We start from the raw sequence: 18,030 nt of genomic DNA, 5'->3' as shown, positions 1-18,030 counted from the left end.
ATGTATTTAAATGTGGTATTATGCTAAAATGCTAAATTGCTAATTTATGAATATTACGAAATATTGCAATATTATGAATATTATCCAACTCCCTGCTATACTACCTGGCAACTTAGACCTCGCAGCGATTAACGAACAGTTAAAAAATCGCGCCGCCCAACTAGATTGGAGTAGCGTCATTTCGGCCAACGAACAACATTTAGCAGTTTTATTAAAGGGCCTTAGCTTAGATGATAGCGATGTCATTGACTTAGAAAATCCTACAATGTCCGATAACATTGCTCAAAAAGTTGTACATTATTTCAATACCCATCCAAATATTGAAAACAATACCCATCCAAATATTGAAGACAATACCCATCCAAATATTGAAGACAATCCTCCTTCTATTTTACCAACCATAAGTTATTATCAAATTCGGGAAAAATTAGAAAAAGCAATATTAAATGATTTACTCGGCCCAGCGGGGGGAGACTATGAAGAAATAGACGAAATGCGAGTTAGCGATCGCTATCTCGTCGGATTAATCGCACCTAGCGATCGGCATATTGTACCCGAAGAACTCGAAGAAACCCCCGAACAAATGGATGAATTAGCCATTTCCGGTAGCGGTACTTTAGAAGAAGGCACAACCGAAAGTAACATTCTCCCCGCCGAAAAAATGTTTCCCTCGGCAATTGGCATGACTTTTTGTGTTGATGGAAAAGCCAAAGCAATTAAAGTAAAAGCAGGGTGGGGACAATACGAAAAAGGGAAAAGCGAAAGCGCCCAAACTTCGACTGGCGAAGCAAAAACCTTGTGGCGGCGCTACCCGATTCGAGGAACCTCACCGGATATTATCTTAAAAGTAGGTACGATTAATCCTTGGCAAATCGATCCAGAAAAAGCAGTATTTGTTCAAGGTCAAATTCGCCAACAGCATCAAGATTGGATTGTGACTCTCTTCCTAGTTAACGGACAAAAAGAACCGAAAATGAGACGCGATAGCGCTTGGTTATTTCAACCAGAATTAAGCGTAGAATCTGCCGACCCCAAATATCCCGATATTTTCATTAAACGGCGACTGAAACGCCAACTCGGTAAACTCAACCCCGTCTTATTTGCCGAAGAACAAGCAATGGCGATGCAGTACCGCGACTGCATAGAATTTGCCGTCGGACACGGGACAGGCGTACACGCGGAACTTTTAGGCGGAAAGTGCGATCGCGAAGCCAGCCAAAGGCATCGGGCTATCCGCCTTGCTACTAAAGTCGTTCCCGCTTACGAAATACCCCAAACTACGCCGCCAACTATTGAGGAAATACCGGGACTGGCGGGATTAATTTTAGATATGAAAGAACTAGCAGAAATTCCCGATTTATCAACTGCTTTAAGTTCTTTAACTATTGCTTATAGTGAATGGATTACCCAACAAACTGCAAAAATTACCGACCCCGCAGCCGATTTAGCCGATTATCAGGATGCGGCAAAATCTGCCTTGGCAAATTGTCAAATAACTTGCGATCGTATTCAAGCAGGAATCACATTATTACAAACAGATTCTCAGGCTGCTGAAGCGTTCCAATTTATGAATCTCGCCATGTGGAAGCAGCGGATTCACTCAATTCATGCAGAAAATAAACGGCGCGGCGAAGCCAGCGAATGGGATAATATTGATATTCCCAAGAATCGCACCTGGCGACCGTTTCAGTTAGCTTTTATCCTGCTAAATCTTCCCAGTATCACCGAATTAGACCACCCAGATCGATGTCATCCCACAGATGCGATCGCAGATTTACTTTGGTTCCCCACCGGCGGCGGTAAAACCGAAGCCTATCTAGGATTAACAGCCTACACCATTGGACTGAGAAGATTGCAAGGAGATATTGCCGGACGTTCCGGCGCAGCAGGGGTTGCTGTCCTCATGCGCTACACCCTCCGCCTCTTAACATTACAACAATTTCAACGCGCCACAACCTTAATTTGTGCCTGCGAAGAAATCCGCCGCCAAGATGAAAATAAATGGGGAAAAGAACCGTTTAGAATTGGGTTATGGGTAGGGATGAAAACCACACCAAACCGAACCGAACAAAGCAATGAATTTCTCAAACAAAAACTCGGACAATACCAACCCACTAGCAGCGGTTCCCCCCATCAATTAACTAACTGTCCTTGGTGTGGTTCTCAAATTGACCCCGGCAAACAACATATTAAAGTAGAATCCTTTGCCAAAGGACAAGGACGCACTTTAATTTACTGTGGTGATGCTTTAGGCAAATGTTTATTTACCCAAAAACAATCTCCCACCGAAGGTTTACCCATTGTAGTTGTAGATGAAGAAATCTATCGTCGTTTGCCAACATTAGTGATAGCAACTGTTGACAAATTTGCCCAAATGCCCTGGAATGGTGCTGTACAAATGCTATTCGGACAAGTAGAGGGATATTGCACCCGTCACGGTTTTCGTTCTCCTGAAATCGAAGACACAGACTCTCATCCCAGTAAATACGGACTCCCTACTGCCAAAACTATTTCGACTAATGCCTTGAGGCCGCCAGATTTAATTATTCAAGACGAATTGCATTTAATTAGTGGCGCTTTGGGAACCCTAGTCGGACTGTATGAAACCGCCGTAGATCAACTGGCATCGTGGGAAGTCAACGGTAAAATAGTCCGTCCCAAAGTAATCGCTTCCACTGCGACAATTAGACAAGCCCGCGACCAAGTGCATAACCTATTTTTGCGCCAAGTGCAAGTTTTTCCACCCCAAGGATTAGATATTGAAGATAACTTCTTTTCCTGTCAGCGTCCGCCTTCAGAGGATTATCCCGGTAGGCGATATTTGGGGATTTGTGCCACAGGAAGGCGATTAAAAGCAGCATTAATTCGCGTTTATACGGCAGTATTGGCAGCCTCTCAAGATTTGTTTGAAGACTATGGCGATGTGGTTGACCCTTGGATGACCTTAGTGGGTTATTTTAATTCAATGCGGGAACTAGGAGGAACCAGGCGTTTAGTGGATGATGACATTCAATCTCGCTTAGCAAAAACCGATCGCAGAGGGTTAGCCAAACGTCTGAGACTGGAAGTAGAAGAATTGACCTCGCGTAAAAATTCTACCGATATTCCCATCGTATTAAATTGGTTAGAAACTCCTTTTTCCTCAGAGAAGTCCACCAAAAATAACAATCGTAAACCGTTAGATGTTTTACTAGCTACTAACATGATTTCTGTTGGCGTAGACGTAAAACGTTTAGGCGTAATGGTAGTGACAGGTCAACCCAAAAACACTGCTGAATACATCCAAGCAACCTCGCGGGTAGGGCGAAGTTTCCCCGGTTTAGTATTTACTGTTTATAACTGGGCACGACCGAGAGATTTATCTCATTATGAGCAATTTGAACATTATCATGCTACCTTCTATCAGCACGTTGAAGCCCTCTCAATTACTCCTTTTGCTCCCCGCGCCATTGACCGAGGGTTAGCTGCTTTATTCGTTTCTTTAGTGCGTTTGGCAGGTAGCGAATTAAACGCGAATGATAAAGCCGGTAGGATTTCTCGCCATCATCCTTATGTGGAAGCTGCTATTAATGCGATTTGCGATCGGGCTTTGGCAGTAGGAGATACTAAGACCCGCGATTTAGTAAAACAAGAATTAGAAGCTAAATTAGACTATTGGTTAGCAGAAGCGGATACAACGGGAGGAAAAGTATTAGGATATCAGACTAAAAAAGATGGGGTGACAATGGGATTATTAGAACAACCAGGACAAAGCAATTGGCAATCATTTACTTGTTTAAATTCCTTGCGAAATGTTGAACCGAATATTGGCTTAATTTTAGACGATCGCATCCCCGATGATGACGATCGTCCAACCCAATCAATGAGTGAAACTACCCAAATTGATTTAGACTCGTAGTAGAAGCAATCCATCGCTGGTTTGTAGTAAGGACTTCAGTCCTTCTTCGGCCAAGGACTAAAGTCCTCACTACAAACATTATGGATTCATTTAGGTTCGCCATATATTAGTTAATACAATGACAACAAATCAATCTTCTTCTAAGACCAAAGTCGGCGAACTCCGACCCAGCCAAATTTTATTCTCTTCAGGCATTGGTTCTATTGTAGATTTACCCAACTTATCAACAATGGTAATGGGATTAGATGATTGGGAGCTCACTCATGCCTCAGAATTAGGAGAAGCCCGATTACTAGCAGCAGTGCAAAAAAAAGAAAACCTTAATCAAGTCAAAAAACTGCTAACGCCACCTATATCTGAATCAAACAACCTCATCCCTAACTTATTTGATGAAAGCGCCCAAGTAGGAATTCCCGTCTCACCTTTCCCCACCTGGGTAGTTTGTCCCCAATGTCGATTACTTGCACCTTTAAAATCGGGACTATTTGAGTTAAAAACCGACCGCCATCGACCCGACCAAAATCGCTATATTCATAGTAATTGTCGCAAATTTTCTCCAACAGTCATCCCTGCCAGATTTTTAGTAGCTTGTCAACACGGACACTTAGATGATTTTCCCTGGCGCTACTTCGTTCATAAAGGTAATAGTAATTGCAAAGGTTCTCTGCGTCTCTATGAACAGGGCATCTCTGGTTCTGCCACCGATATTGAAGTAAAATGCGATGGTTGCAGTAAATCTCGTCGGCTGTCCGATGCCTTTGGCGAACTTGGTAAAATGAATATGCCTCAATGTCGCGGCCGCCATCCCCATTTACGCAACTTTGCAGAAGACGGATGTACCGAACAAATGAAAAGTATCTTACTCGGTGCATCAAATAGCTGGTTTCCCATCACCCTTTCCGTGCTCTCGATTCCTACTACTATTAATCAACTTGGGCAACTGATTGATAAACATTGGACGGTGTTAGAAAAAGCTATTACAATTGACATTTTAGCTGCTTTCCGCCAAATCGGTCAACTCAAAGAATTTGCTAAATATTCAGATGCTGAAATCTGGCAAGAAATCGCACAAAAACGTCAGGGGGCTGATGAAGCCCCCCTTCTGGATGTGAAAGATATCAAAACTCCAGAATGGCAAGTTTTTTCTAACGTAAACACCAGTTTAAATAACGCTGATTTTCGGTTAACATCTGTCGCCGCCCCTGATAGTTACGAAGCTTATTTTGAAAAAGTTGTCTTAGTAGAACGCTTGCGAGAAGTTCGTGCTTTAGTTGGTTTTACACGCATCGAATCTCCTAATGACTATGCTGAAACAGGAGAATTACCCGAAGAATACTGGGCTCCTTTGAGTCGTTCTAAACCTACATGGGTGCCAGCTTGTGAAGTGCGCGGCGAAGGTATTTTTATGCAATTTCAAGAGCAAATATTACAAAAATGGTTATCCAGTACACCTCGATTAAAAACATACGAACAACAAAGCTTAGAAGCGCATCGTCGTTGGCGCAGGGCGCGTTCCTTAGATCCTGATACTAATTTTCCCGGTATTCGTTATATTTTACTTCATTCCTTCGCTCATGCTTTGATGCGACAATTAGTAATAGAATGTGGTTACAATGCTGCTAGTTTGCGGGAACGCATTTACTCAAAAGATCCTAATGAAGATAATGGCCCCATGGCTGGTGTATTGATTTATACAGCCGCCCCAGACAGCGAAGGTACGCTAGGAGGATTAGTCAGTTTAGGTGAACCGGGTCTTTTGGGTCGTCATATTGACCAAGCTTTAGAACAAATTGGTTTATGTGCTTCTGACCCTTTATGTGCAGAACATAGCCCTTTACAAAATACAACTTCTTTGCATTGGGCGGCTTGTCATGCTTGTTTGTTTAGTCCTGAAACATCCTGCGAACGGGGCAATAAATATCTCGATCGCACTTTGTTAATTCCTACTATGAATGCTGATTTATCAGAATTAGCTTTCTTTCAATAATCTTATATCTAAAGTCGAGTGAGAAGCTGAGTCGTGCGAGCTATTCTCTGGGCAGCTAGCGCTGCCCCCGCTTAGCAGCTATTTTAACGCACAAAGATGCAAACCAAATCCCACACCGCGACAGCTAAAAGCCGAAAAAAAGAAAGCGGATTTTCCAAAATCAAACCCAAGGCAAGTGTTCCCTTAGAACAAACCGAACCTTTGGTCGAAGATGAACCAAAACTTGAAGAAAAACCCGAGCGCAATTCCTCCAATAGCGCAGGCGATTCTCCCCAGCTTTTGCCAGCAGAAATTAAGCTCGTCTGCACGCAAGACAATTTAGCCAACCATCTCGAACTTGTCAGCAAAGCTGTCCCAGCAAAACCCACCCACCCTGTGTTAGGAAATGTCCTCTTAGTCGCTTGCAAAAAAACGCAGCGAGTCCAACTCAGCGTTTTCGACATGAGCTTGGCCATTCAAACATCCTTTGATGCCAAAGTTCAATCTCCCGGCGACATGACCATTCCTGTCGGGCTACTTAGCGATATTGTCGGAAAATTCTCGCCCGGAGATATCACTTTGGTCAGTCGCGAAGCCTTGAATCGCGAAGGTGAAGATAGCGAAGATAGCGGGAATAGCGCTACCTTGCCAGAGGCTGTTAGCAACAGTCCAGTTGCTACCCTAATCGCTGCTTGCGGTCGCTATCAAGTTCGAGGGCTTTCGAGTGAAGAATTCCCTGCCATTCCTGAAGTAAAAACAGCGCAAACAATTTGCATCCCCGCTGAAACGTTGAAAGAAGGCCTGAAAGGGTCACTGTTTGCCACCGCTACCGATGAAGGCAAGCACATCCTGACAGGTGTTTACTTCAAAATCGGCCAAGATAGCCTCGAATTTGCTGCCACAGACGGCCACCGTTTGGTTGTCCTCAATACTTCAATTCAAGGTTTTTCTAAGAAGAAACAAGCGGAAATTGCACAGCCTCTAGAGCTTACAGTCCCAGCTAAATCGCTCGCCGAACTGGAGCGAATTTTATCGAGCAGGACATCCGCTGACCCAGTAGAGCTTTCTTACAGCACTGAGAGCGCTTTGATAGAATTCCGGTGGGGAGCGCAGCGCTTAGTAACGCGCTGTTTAGAAGGCACATACCCAGCTTATCCCGATTTATTGCAGCAGGATTTCCAACATCAGGTAACGCTGGAAAAAGCACCTTTCATCAAAGCTATAGAGAGAATTGCTGTGCTGGCAGACAAGAAAGAAAAAACGCTCAGCATCCGCATTAATAGCGAAGCACAGCAAGTGTCACTGTCGCTTTTCAGAGAATTTGGAAACGGCTTGGAACAGATGGCGGCGCACGTTAACTCAGACGGCAATTTGTCAATTTCATTCAACATAAAATACCTGTTGGAAGGTGCAAAAGCGATCGCTAGTTCCCAACTCCAAATGCACCTCACTCAGCGCGACGGCCCCGCTATTTTAGTTCCTGCTGGCAACCCCTCCAAGCCCAACATCCTAATGGATGCCAAATACTTGTTAATGCCGATTTTCAAAGAATGATGTCTTTTGCAAAAAATGCTCGCTTGGCAGAAGTAAAAATATTGAGTTTTTTACTTCTCTCTTCTTCTGAGTGCAAACTCCGCAAATATGACTCTAATTCTCAGCAAACAATTACACCTAACCATTCAATCATGTACGCAGCATTGCCTCAAAAATACCGCCCTCGTAGCTTGTCTGAACTGGCCGGACAGGAGTACATCCAAAGGACACTTTCCAATGCGGTCAAAACTAATAAAATTGCTCCGGCTTACTTGTTCGCCGGCGAACGGGGAACGGGCAAAACTTCAACGGCCCGCATTTTAGCTAAATCTCTCAACTGCACCAGTGCAGACAAACCCACAGTAAAGCCGTGCGGCAAGTGCCAGTCCTGCCGCTCGATTGAAAAAGGCAGCAGCTTAGACGTTGCTGAAATTGACGCGGCTTCCCACAACGGTGTAGATGACGCTCGCGGCCTGATCGAGCGATCGCACTTCGCACCAGCTATCAGCCGCTACCGAGTGTTTATTTTAGATGAAGTTCACTGCCTGAGTTCCCAAGCTTTTAACGCTCTTCTAAAATGTTTGGAAGAACCTCCGCATCATGTAGTGTTCATCTTGTGTACAACAGAGCAACACAAAGTGCTGCCAACAATTAACAGCCGCTGCCAAACGTTTCTGTTTCGATCGCTGCCAATCCCAGCCATTGTCAAACAGCTAACAATGGTAGCCCAGAAAGAGTCAATTGCAATTGCCGAAGAAGCTAAAATTGCGATCGCCCGCGCCGCGAATGGCGGGATGAGGGACGCCTTGCAGTTGCTCGATCAGTTGAGCTTATTAGGAGAGGAAATTACTAGCTCTCACGTATTGGAGCTGTCGGGGCGGATACCGGAGTCGGATTTAATTGCAATTTTGAAATCGGCCCGCACCGGCAACGCGCTGAAGCTGCTGCAACTGTCCCGCGAACTCATTGACAGCGGGAAAAGCCCTAAAATGCTGCTGGCGTCGCTGCTAGCCTGCTACCGGGACTTGTTGCTTGCAACGAGCGTGTCAGACTGTTCGCTGATGCTAGTTAGCGGCATTTCGCACTCAGCCCTGATGGAAATTGCCTCTGCTTGGGACTGCAATGCGATCGCTGCTGGCCTCGAACAGTTGCGGGCTTCGGAATGGCAGCTCAGCAAGAGCGCTCACCCAACGCTGTGGCTGGAACTCTGCTTGCTGGGATTGGCAAAGGTGCCACAATTAAAACCCCACGTCGCTCTTGGCGCTCTTGCTAACCCCAGGCAGCCCGATCGCACCCAGAAGCTGCCCAGTACCTCCAAGTTGCGATCGCCCCGTTCCAAAGAGCGAGCCATTTGGGAAAAAGTGCTCTCAGCAACTTCTGAGAAGAACCGCGCTTTACTCTGTGCTGCTTCCCTGGTAGCACTGACGGAAAAGAAAGCGGTGCTGGCTGTGCCCGCCCAATACCTGGACAAGTTCAACCGGAACGCAGCTAAGGTGCAGAAGATATTTCTGGCGGCAACGGGCGTCCGCTATCAAGTGTCGTTCGAGGAGAAGAACCCATGATTAGCTTGCTGATAGGGGATGACCTCCACGCGATTCACAAAAAGCTTTCTGCCTTTAAAAAGAACCTCGATCCTGCTTGGATGAGTTTCAATTATCACCGCTTTGATGCTTCGGCATTGAATGAGGCGGTTGACTGCGCCCTGACTCCCGCCTTGGGAACGGAAAAAGCAAAGTTAGTGGTGGTAGAAGGGTGTAATTTCAAACAGTTTACTGAAGAGGCGCTGGAGGTTCTTCAGGTGCTCCCGCAGATACCGCAAAAGACGCACCTGGTTTTTGTAGCGCCTTCCATTGACAAACGCCTGAAGGTGGCAAAATTCCTGCTTTCTCAAGCTAAGCTGTTTGAGTTCGACCTTATTCCCCCCTGGCGAACGGATCTCATTGCCCGATCGATCCGAACTCAAGCTTTGGCAATAGGGCTGTCGCTGAACTCAAATGCTATTGATTACTTGGCGGTTGCGATCGGGAACAATCCTGCTCGCGCTGAATCAGAACTGCACAAGTTGGCGACCCTGAGCAGCGGCGCTTCCCTCACTTTAAACTCTGTGCGATCGCTGGTTCCTTCAACCACTCAAAATAGCCTCCAGCTTGCCGAAGCGCTGAGGGAAAATAACTCTAAGAGAGCAGTTTGTTTGCTGCTTTACCTTTTGGCAATAGAAACTTTCCCGCTGGCGATTTGTGCGACGCTGATTGCTCAATTTAGAACTTGGTTGTGGGTAAAAGCGGCGATAGTTGGAGGAGTTAAGCAAGACGCTGAAATTGCCCGGATTTGTCAAATTGCTAACCCGAAGCGAGTGTACTTTCTGAGAAAAGAAGTAGCTGCTGTTTCTCTAACATCTCTTGCGGCTGCGATGTCCCTGCTGCTTGATTTAGAGGGTTCGCTGAAGCTTGGGCGTAAAGGGGATTCCATGTTGCCTGCAATTCTGGCGATCGCCCAACTGTTTCCTTCTAAGAAAGCAAGGAAGCGCTCAGTAGAAGCGATGTAGAAGTGATGTAGGGGCGATGTAGAAGTGATGTAGGGGCGATATAGGGGCGAGCGCGAGTGTTCATTCCCCTTGTTTAACTAATGCAAGAAGTTAAACGGGGGAATTTTTTATTTTTTTACCAAAACACCTTATAAAACTTATTAATTAAACTAAAATCACTCCAATGTTAATGCTTGCTACTCAAAAAATAAAACCCTCACACAGATGCCCGAAATGTGGAAAAATTCGTAATGAATGGGCTAAACTCTCCCACAAACATTATGTTTGTAGTAATTGTAAATTTGAAATACAACGTGATAAAGGCTCTGTTATAATTAATTTTAATTACTTCTCCATTTTTTATCAGAAACGCTATCCTAATAATCAATAATTATTAAAAAATATTTTAAACATAATAGTCTTTTGTTATACCATAATGTAGCGCATTGCTAGTTTAAGAAATATGCTATTCTAAGAATGTAAAAGCAGGGAACCTTTTGACAGTGAAGGCGACCTGCCGATACAGCCCGCGCCGCCTCGACAGAGAATAACCCCAACTTTCTGTTAGGAAACCTTATTGGGTTTAGCAGGCAAAGGTACAAAGCCCCAATCCCCAAATAAACAACCAGGGCTATCCAAATGAATAAAAATGAAACTGTGTCGCTCTCAGTCAGCGACGCGATTCAGTATATTGGCCTTGACCAACTCAAGCCTCACCCTCGCAATGAGGAAATTTACGGGTGCACCGAAAGTATTGCTGACCTGGTAGAGTTGATCCAACTCAAAGGCTACGTCCAACCCCTGACCGTCAAAACAGATGGCACGATCGTCAGCGGTCATCGGCGGTGGAGGGCGCTGGCAGCGCTGGGCTGGAAGTCTGTCCCAGTTATTGTCTGCCACTTCCAGACTGAAGATGACGAGCTGTTCGTCTTGGTGGCAGAAAACCGCCACCGCCACCAAAGTCCAGTACAGAGAATTCGGGAAGGAATTGTTGTGGAGCCTATAGCTAGAGAGCTGAGGAACAGACACGCTGCTAAGAAAGCTCGCCACGAAGCTGCTGGCTCAGCAGAGCTGCCGTCGGACAACCAGCAACCGCTGATGGAAAATTTTCCATTGAACCCGATCGACTTAGGTCTGACTCCAAGGGAAATGGAACTGACGGAAAATATTGTGGCAGCTATAGTCGGCTTGGGGTGCGGCAGGAACTACAGGAAAGGGCGCATTGCCGTCAAAGCTGCCGACGAGCTCAAGAAAGACCGCCCCGAATTGGCTGCAAAGTGGTTGGACATTATTAATGACAACAGCATAGATGTGGGGTATCAACTTGCGAAGATGCAGGAGGACAAGCGAGTAGTGGCGTTGGCTGCGATCTCGTCGGGAGCAGCGAAAACCCCGAAACAAGCTAAAGCTATGATTAAGGCTGCTTTGAGAAAATCCTCCGCCTCGAAGGAAATCGAGGGCAGCATTAGTAGCGAGCCGGTTCAAGAAGGCGATTGCGGTGGAGAATGTAAAACTTGCACTCCTTGCGAACCAATTACGGGTGAGGGAGTCAAAACGCGCTTTGGTCCAGACAGCGCTCTTTCGTGGGTTATTGTCAAAATCCCTTTTATTCCTAAACAAAAAATAGCGGAAAGGAAGTGGAATGGATTTTGGGGCCGGATTGTGGAAGTTGGAGCGACTTTGAAAGTCGATATGGGTTCAGAGGTGGTGTCGCTCCTTCACTCGGATGTGGTGGCGATATTGAACCCAACGCCGAGTTTTTGCTCTAGGGCTGAGCGAATTCTCAGGCTGCAAAGCTTCGGCACGGTGTACGAGTTTGGGAAAATAGTCTTGAACAGGATGCAGAGAAAAGTGGTTTGGGATGCAGCAGCGCTAGCTTATCTGGATGCTGTGGAACAGGTGGAATTGGCGCGGCGGGCGATCGAGCAGGCTTTATAATGAGGCTCTCGTTTACTGGCACTAAATTCGGAATTAGCGATCGGTTTCTTTAATTCCGAATTATTTGGCCATTAGCTTGTACCTTTAATTACGAATTATTCAGTCACCCCTCGTTCGGGCGATCGCACAACTAGAATTTGTTTGCGTCGTGCGATCGCCCCCACAGTCTTATCCTTTACGCGGCAGACGGTAACTCTTCAACTTCTTTCCCCAAAAACCGTTCGTTGACGATTTCCCTGTAAGCCTCTAAATCCGGCTGCCAATTTTCCAACAGCTTGTACAAGTGTTGCAGTTTTTCTCCTTCTAATTCCCCTGCAATTTCGTATTGAAAGCTTCCCGAAAACAATACTGCGGGAGTTGGTTCGGCTTCTTGCAGTTGCAGCATAGCTTCGGCAACGCTCAAGTTAAGTTCTCCCTGTTCGAGAGAGTACACTAAATTGACAGCAGCTTTTACGGGAGCTTTCCCAACATCAGACCAAGTACCTTTCGAGAGTAAAGTGGAGGTGATGAACTCCGAGGCAGCATTATCGTCTCCTGCTTCAAAGGTGATGAAGCTTCTGGGATTGATGCTTAAAGTTTGATAGTCGGTGCGGGGTAGCGCTTCAACGTATTTGCGGATGATGTCGGGAATTTTTACGTCTTCTGTTGACTTTGTAGAGAGAGATTCGATGAAGGTGATGGCGTTCGATTGGGCGACGATGTTGATACCGTTGGTGAAGGCCACTTGAGAGATTTGGGGGCTGAAAATGGGGGGGCGGGCGAGTTCCCAATCGGCGGGGACGATGCCGCTGTATTTGAGGAAGTCCGAGTTGAGGAGCGTGGGAGAGTGGTTTTTGGCTGTTAGAGCTAAGGCTAGTTCTTGGATGGTTACTGTGGGTGTCATGGCTGTTTGTAGAGCGATATTATGTTAAATTTTATACTGTGCAGGTTGTCTTTGTACAGGGGGAAGTTCGTTTGCGATCGATGTTGGGTTTTTGGTAGCGAGAGAGGATTAGCAGCAGTTGCGAGGGAACTTTCTGAAAGTCGATATGAGAGTAAAATTTTGCCCCCCGACGGATGATAGTTTGAACTGCTCACACGCCTAGTTTTGTGATTCGTATTCTTCACAAATTCTTACAGCAGCTTCTAAGTATTGATCTAATAGACGATGATTGGATGTATCAGGTAATACTAATTCGACTGCCATAGTGGTTTCCATTACTCCACCATGCTCTTCTCCATCTTTAAAAGCTGCGATAGAACCCCACAATCGAGCTATGGCGGTTTGAATTTCTTCCCTCTCAGGCAAATACCATATCTCTTGACTAATTTCATCACACTGTAAAGGTGTTAAAACATTTTGCTCATCCATTGCTTGCTGAATATATTTATTAAGTTGGGAGAATTTATTTGATTTAATGTCTGATGAATATATTTGTATGCATTCTACTGCCCATTGGATTGCCAAACTATAGTGATATTTTTGTAGTTTGAGTGCAATTGGATAAGCCCAAAGTATTGTTTTGTGTGCTATAGTTCGTCTGACATTTTCTATTATTTTTTTCATGATTGCAAGTATATTTACTCGTCTAGCAATTTAATTACTGGTGGCTCCCCTACAACTGGTTCTGTAACACTCCATTCCCTAGTAATTCTAGCTCCATCTGTATTGGGAGGAATCCACGCTGTAACTCCTGGTCTACCACATGGATCGACGCGCAAACCTTCTTCCGGGACATCGATTTCAGTAACAAAATCAAGAAAGCCTTGTCCCCGTCGTTTACTACTGGGTGGCACATTCCTGCTTATGTGTTGGTATAGTGTTGCGGGTTCTGTAATATTCTGTCGTGTAACGTATGTACCTTCAGGGCGATTTAAATCAACCCGACTATTTGTGGTAGTGTAAACACAAACATTATGAACCAGAATCCCTAAATCCGAAACAAAATAAGTATGAAACCCTTCAACATTAAAATTATAAACCTCAAAATTACCTTCTCGCTTCTGGACCCGATCGACATCAACAATCCTACCATCCCCAGTCTGCAACAGCGACCCAACAGTTAAATCGGCCGCTTCCACCCAACCGCGATCGGGCACCCAGAAAGGATGCTCCCCAGTAGTAGAAATCACCTCCCCATCCACATACAAATCAACCAGCGCATCAGTTTCCCGTACAAAAGTATCCAAAACCTGTTTCGCCTCAATCCCCCCCGGAGTAGTCGGGTCGTCAGCAATCACCCAATCCCCAACTTGAATATCCTCAATATTCTTTTTAGCAAAGGTGAGTGAGGTCTGCGATGATGTTTGCGATGATAGGAAGAGTGCTTTAACTCATCCTATGATAAATGGAAGAGCTGACTACCATTCATACTTATCAGTAAGCTTCTGAAGGGTCTACAAATTTTACGCCTGTAGCACCCGCTTCAGTTATTTTATCTGCAATAAAGCTGTCGATGCAAATGATGAAAAATCCAACTTCTCCTACTATGAACACTTTGTATTTTGATGTATCTACAGGTAGTAAAGAAAGTTTCGTTATGGAATCTATATATGTAGCTCCACTGGACTGTACTTGATGAGACTTATATTCTGAATTTTCAAAATCAAAGCAGTCTAACTCGTCAAGAATGTGCATAAGAAAATAACTTTTTTCTAAATATTCTTCACCTTCATAAATAACTGTAACTGGAAAAAACTCCACTTTGATATTATCAATAGAATCTAGTATTTCTTTAATTTTACTAGAAATTATCCGAAGTGAACCAGTTGTAAAAAAATCATTTGGTGGGTATGTTGGTGGATATTCTGAGTATATTTCTAAAACTATATTAGATGTTAAAATTGTATTTTTCAGGGATTGGCATCTTGAAATGTAAGGACTTATCTTTGCTGCAATTTCTCGATTAAGCATTCTTGCTTCTGTATAAGTCTCCCACGAAGTTGTATCAGCTTTCCAGATTTTTATCGTAGTCATAATATCTTTTATTGTTGACTAAATTTTGCGCTCAGACAATTTTTGTCGGAAGCTTTGCACAGTAATGTCTACAATTTTACAACGGTTTTTGCTCTTATGAGTAGTAGCAAAAATTAACTTTCCCAATTTCTTAAATGTTGAGGATTCATTAAGTGTACCGCATTACAGTGGGAACCGCTGTAATTTGGACATTATGGGAACAGAACCTCAACATCACGGCCTGGGGTCATTTCTTTGAAGTCTAATTCTGTCATCTAGTAAATCGGATCTTATCTGATTCTCAACATTAGCAATCTCGTTCACCAAATCACTGTCACTCACTAAACCTCTATCGTATCGTCTCTGAAGATTGTCCAGATACCCTCTAGCAAGGTCGTTGTATTCTGGTGTGTGCCTACCACCATGATACGGTAATCCTGTGCTAAGAGATTCCGCTGGTGTTCCTGGTAAAGCAATACCATTATTACCCCTATTAATATTATACCCCAAGTTATCAGCAGCTTCTTGCATTACTGGAAATTCCTGGGCAACCTTCACCGGAATTAAGTGATGTCCTTGATATCCCGAAGGTACGCCACCAGCTATGTTTTGGTTAATATTACCTCTTTCAAGACCTCCATAACCAGCATTATGAACCAGAATCCCTAAATCAGAGACATAGTAAGTATGAAATCCCTCAACATTAAAATTATAAACCGGAAACTGCCCTTCACGCTTCTCAATTTTATCAACATCAACAATCCTCCCATCCCCAGTCTGCAACAACGACCCAACAACTAAATCCTTTGCCTCAACCCACCCTTGATCCGCCACCCAGAAAGGATGCTCCCCAGTAGTAGAAATCACCTCCCCATCCACATACAAATCGTACAGCGCATCAGTTTCCCGTACAAACGTATCCAAAACCTGTTTTGCCTCAATCCCTCCAGGAGTAGTAGGATCGTCAGCAATCACCCAATCTCCGACTTGAATATCCTCAATATTCTTGATTCCCTTAGTGCTGTGTAGGACTTGTAATTATGGGTCTCGCGCCTCAATCGATTCTAGAGAAAGAGTGGCTATCCTTAGCCCTGTTTAGTATTTACTATATTTGCCATAAGGCAGGTACTGCATCATTCAGGAACCACTCCCAAAATTCTCTTCTCTTCAAATCATCTCCAACTCCTTCTTCCCATGTTGCCCCTCCACAGTACGCTAAAGAAGCATTAAAGCAAGCTGTCCAATCGTCAGGATCAATCTCTATTTCCGATCGATATAATGTATCAAAGTTAATATCATACAGCACTGTACTAATAGCTGAAGAAGACGCATATCCTGCGTAGGCTGCTATAAAATACTCTTGCCCATTATCCATTAAATTCTCTAATTTATCGTAAAAGAAATTGTCAAATGTTTCTAATGTTTTTCTGTCACCTTTATTCCGTAAAAAATTCTCAGCCATCTCTAGTAACTTTCTTGCTGAGTCATCTGTCAACTCGCAAGACTCCCAAATCCCCAGCACTTTCCACGCACAACTTAGCTCTAATCTCGATCTAATAACATGAGCATTCTGAGAATTGTTATCAAAGCAATCACCAATTACTTTATATATTTTCCCTCGGTAGGAGGCAGGTAGTTCACCCTTTGAATCGAGATGAGAATGGCACTCTTCTAAAACTTGTTTGACAGATATTGGCAAGGTATTCATTGTTTGTCGGTATTATTTTCTAATCAACAGATCCATCTGGGTTGAAAGTTTTGCTACCGTTCGTATCTATAACTCTTATCGATCTATTCTGTGCTCTTGCTTCCTTTTGAAAGAATCCCTGACAGCTTGGACACATAGCTCTGGGAGCAATCTCAATATTATTTGCACTGGGATTACCAACTATTAATTGTACTTCTGCATGGCTGGCTTTTGCTTGACCTGGAATGCCTCGATCTCGAGAGCCTAAGTTAGGAAATTCATGTCCAATTTGTTGACCTCTACGAATAACCTCAGTAGCAGGAACGTGTGAAAAATTAGGGGGCTTCAAATTTGGGTTATAGCCACTGATAGTTTCGATCTGTCCATCTGTAGCAACTGTCTTCTCCTTCCTAAGACTATTGGGAAGGTTGTTGTGTATTTCCTGAGCTGCACTGGGATAATCGGCATTATGAACCAGAATCCCCCACTCAGAAACGAAGTAAGTCGGAATTCCCTCAACATTAAAATTATAAACCTCAAACTTACCTTCCCGCTTCTCAATTTTATCGACATCAACAATCCTACCATCTTGCGTCTGCAACAACGACCCAACAACCAAATCTTTCGCCTCAACCCACCCCTTATCCGCTACCCAGAAAGGATGCTCCCCAGTAGTAGAAATCACCTCCCCATCCACATAAAGGTCAACCAGCGCATCAGTTTCCCGTACAAAAGTATCCAAAACCTGTTTTGCCTCAATCCCCCCCGGAGTAGTAGGGTCGTCAGCAATCACCCAATCTCCAACTTGAATATCCTCAACATTCTTAATCCCATCAACAGTCAAAATCTCCGTACCAGCAACAAAACAGACCCCTATTCTCTTTGGTATGAGTTCCTGTAACTCAAATTATGTGCTAGGTTTTACAAATTTTACCTTGAGGCTGAAGCCAGTAATAGCCAGATGAACAATGCCGTCCTCTTTTTGAATCTGTTGTGTCAGGGTTCCAACTGGCTCAATAGCTGTAATATTGGCTCCATTTTTTAACAACTCATTAATTTCTTCTAAACCGAAGAAAGTTAAGCCTTTGGCTGACTCTATGCGTAATCCAATTTCTAGTTCTTCCATAGAATTTAATTCCCCCAAAAACATTAGCAACGTCTTACTTTTTAGTCTGCATTAAAAGATTTCAGTTTATTTGTTTGAAACTGTAAATGCCAAATATCTCGGTTTTGTGCTTGGATTATATCAATCTTTCCCACCAAATGCTCAATTTCCTCGAACATTCTATATGTAGCAAAAATTAGTTCGTCTTCCCACCCCCACCTTTCAGTTGTGACAGAGATTGCAAGATTGTTTCCTTCTCTCATTACCACACGAATATCAAAATCTTCGTGAGATAATAACTTAGAAATATTTTCAAGATTTATCGATTCAGGGATTGCTTGTTTGAGTGTAATTTCCCAAATGCGATTCCATCTTCCATCAGGCATTTGTCTCAAATTAGCCCAGTTACGAACTACAACATCATCTACATTATACTTCATTGAA

General features: G+C 44.0%; 15 protein-coding genes and 1 pseudogene. 6 read left to right on the top strand and 10 right to left on the bottom strand.

Annotation, left to right across the window (positions count from 1 at the left end; genetic code table 11):
• The first annotated feature begins 73 nt into the window (after window positions 1-73).
• From drmA to OSC7112_RS31610, 6 genes are all read left to right on the top strand, one after another.
• A complete protein-coding gene (gene drmA / locus OSC7112_RS31635) occupies window positions 74-3,898 on the top strand; it encodes a DISARM system helicase DrmA (RefSeq protein ID WP_041623848.1) in 3,825 nt (1,274 codons plus the stop codon).
• A gap of 118 nt (window positions 3,899-4,016) precedes the next feature.
• Window positions 4,017-5,885, top strand: a complete 1,869-nt coding sequence (drmB, locus tag OSC7112_RS31630; protein ID WP_015211710.1) for an MrfA Zn-binding domain-containing protein — start codon at window positions 4,017-4,019, stop codon at window positions 5,883-5,885.
• A 96-nt stretch (window positions 5,886-5,981) separates the two neighbouring features.
• Window positions 5,982-7,418 (top strand): DNA polymerase III subunit beta, encoded by a 1,437-nt coding sequence (gene dnaN, locus OSC7112_RS31625; protein ID WP_015211709.1) that lies wholly within the window; start codon window positions 5,982-5,984, stop codon window positions 7,416-7,418.
• Window positions 7,415-8,959, top strand: a complete 1,545-nt coding sequence (gene dnaX / locus OSC7112_RS31620) for a DNA polymerase III subunit gamma/tau (protein WP_015211708.1) — start codon at window positions 7,415-7,417, stop codon at window positions 8,957-8,959. Before dnaN ends, dnaX begins: the two co-directional genes overlap by 4 nt.
• Window positions 8,956-9,942, top strand: a complete 987-nt coding sequence (gene holA / locus OSC7112_RS31615) for a DNA polymerase III subunit delta (protein WP_015211707.1) — start codon at window positions 8,956-8,958, stop codon at window positions 9,940-9,942. Before dnaX ends, holA begins: the two co-directional genes overlap by 4 nt.
• A 618-nt stretch (window positions 9,943-10,560) precedes the next feature.
• Window positions 10,561-11,859 carry a ParB/RepB/Spo0J family partition protein gene (locus tag OSC7112_RS31610; RefSeq protein ID WP_015211706.1) on the top strand — a complete coding sequence of 433 codons (1,299 nt, stop codon included), beginning with the start codon at window positions 10,561-10,563 and terminating at the stop codon, window positions 11,857-11,859.
• Between the two features lie 175 nt (window positions 11,860-12,034).
• Here the strand turns inward: OSC7112_RS31610 and OSC7112_RS31605 are convergent, their stop codons facing one another.
• The 10 genes and pseudogenes from OSC7112_RS31605 to OSC7112_RS31565 form a co-directional block, all read right to left on the bottom strand.
• Window positions 12,035-12,742 carry a hypothetical protein gene (locus OSC7112_RS31605; RefSeq protein ID WP_015211705.1) on the bottom strand — a complete coding sequence of 236 codons (708 nt, stop codon included), beginning with the start codon at window positions 12,740-12,742 and terminating at the stop codon, window positions 12,035-12,037.
• A gap of 198 nt (window positions 12,743-12,940) precedes the next feature.
• The gene (locus OSC7112_RS31600) at window positions 12,941-13,405 is read right to left on the bottom strand and encodes a hypothetical protein (RefSeq protein WP_015211704.1); all 465 of its coding nucleotides are present in this window, start codon (window positions 13,403-13,405) and stop codon (window positions 12,941-12,943) included.
• Window positions 13,406-13,419: 14 nt separating this feature from the next.
• Complete coding sequence (locus OSC7112_RS41405) at window positions 13,420-14,106, bottom strand: polymorphic toxin-type HINT domain-containing protein (RefSeq protein ID WP_263053640.1); 687 nt, start codon at window positions 14,104-14,106, stop codon at window positions 13,420-13,422.
• A 109-nt stretch (window positions 14,107-14,215) separates the two neighbouring features.
• The gene (locus tag OSC7112_RS31590; RefSeq protein ID WP_015211702.1) at window positions 14,216-14,815 is read right to left on the bottom strand and encodes an imm11 family protein; all 600 of its coding nucleotides are present in this window, start codon (window positions 14,813-14,815) and stop codon (window positions 14,216-14,218) included.
• Between the two features lie 213 nt (window positions 14,816-15,028).
• A complete protein-coding gene (locus OSC7112_RS42035; protein ID WP_263053639.1) occupies window positions 15,029-15,400 on the bottom strand; it encodes an AHH domain-containing protein in 372 nt (123 codons plus the stop codon).
• Between the two features lie 51 nt (window positions 15,401-15,451).
• Window positions 15,452-15,808, bottom strand: a pseudogene (locus OSC7112_RS42030) (polymorphic toxin-type HINT domain-containing protein); the annotation flags it as partial.
• Between the two features lie 91 nt (window positions 15,809-15,899).
• The gene (locus OSC7112_RS31580) at window positions 15,900-16,502 is read right to left on the bottom strand and encodes an Imm5 family immunity protein (protein ID WP_015211700.1); all 603 of its coding nucleotides are present in this window, start codon (window positions 16,500-16,502) and stop codon (window positions 15,900-15,902) included.
• Window positions 16,503-16,521: 19 nt separating this feature from the next.
• Window positions 16,522-17,325: a polymorphic toxin-type HINT domain-containing protein gene (locus tag OSC7112_RS41395; protein WP_051041627.1), complete on the bottom strand. Its 804-nt coding sequence runs from the start codon at window positions 17,323-17,325 to the stop codon at window positions 16,522-16,524.
• 63 nt (window positions 17,326-17,388) lie between these two features.
• On the bottom strand, window positions 17,389-17,607 hold the full coding sequence (locus OSC7112_RS31570) for a hypothetical protein (RefSeq protein WP_150111727.1): 219 nt from the start codon (window positions 17,605-17,607) through the stop codon (window positions 17,389-17,391).
• A 41-nt stretch (window positions 17,608-17,648) separates the two neighbouring features.
• Window positions 17,649-18,026: a hypothetical protein gene (locus OSC7112_RS31565; RefSeq protein ID WP_015211698.1), complete on the bottom strand. Its 378-nt coding sequence runs from the start codon at window positions 18,024-18,026 to the stop codon at window positions 17,649-17,651.
• Window positions 18,027-18,030 lie beyond the last annotated feature (4 nt).

It is taken from the genome of Oscillatoria nigro-viridis PCC 7112, assembly GCF_000317475.1.
Taxonomy (GTDB): domain Bacteria; phylum Cyanobacteriota; class Cyanobacteriia; order Cyanobacteriales; family Microcoleaceae; genus Microcoleus; species Microcoleus nigroviridis.
The sequence above is the reverse complement of the archived record's forward strand: the minus strand, read 5'-3'. Positions and strand labels throughout refer to the sequence as shown.

Bases quoted from the DNA above. Each gene is read 5' to 3' on its own strand.
- OSC7112_RS31610 (WP_015211706.1), top strand. From the start codon at position 10,561: ATGAATAAAAATGAAACTGTGTCGCTCTCAGTCAGCGACGCGATTCAG.
- OSC7112_RS31600 (WP_015211704.1), bottom strand. From the start codon at position 13,405: ATGAAAAAAATAATAGAAAATGTCAGACGAACTATAGCACACAAAACA.
- dnaX (WP_015211708.1), top strand. From the start codon at position 7,415: ATGATGTCTTTTGCAAAAAATGCTCGCTTGGCAGAAGTAAAAATATTG.
- OSC7112_RS31605 (WP_015211705.1), bottom strand. From the start codon at position 12,742: ATGACACCCACAGTAACCATCCAAGAACTAGCCTTAGCTCTAACAGCC.
- OSC7112_RS31570 (WP_150111727.1), bottom strand. From the start codon at position 17,607: ATGGAAGAACTAGAAATTGGATTACGCATAGAGTCAGCCAAAGGCTTA.
- OSC7112_RS31590 (WP_015211702.1), bottom strand. From the start codon at position 14,815: ATGACTACGATAAAAATCTGGAAAGCTGATACAACTTCGTGGGAGACT.
- drmB (WP_015211710.1), top strand. From the start codon at position 4,017: ATGACAACAAATCAATCTTCTTCTAAGACCAAAGTCGGCGAACTCCGA.
- drmA (WP_041623848.1), top strand. From the start codon at position 74: ATGAATATTATCCAACTCCCTGCTATACTACCTGGCAACTTAGACCTC.
- OSC7112_RS31580 (WP_015211700.1), bottom strand. From the start codon at position 16,502: ATGAATACCTTGCCAATATCTGTCAAACAAGTTTTAGAAGAGTGCCAT.
- dnaN (WP_015211709.1), top strand. From the start codon at position 5,982: ATGCAAACCAAATCCCACACCGCGACAGCTAAAAGCCGAAAAAAAGAA.
- holA (WP_015211707.1), top strand. From the start codon at position 8,956: ATGATTAGCTTGCTGATAGGGGATGACCTCCACGCGATTCACAAAAAG.
- OSC7112_RS31565 (WP_015211698.1), bottom strand. From the start codon at position 18,026: ATGAAGTATAATGTAGATGATGTTGTAGTTCGTAACTGGGCTAATTTG.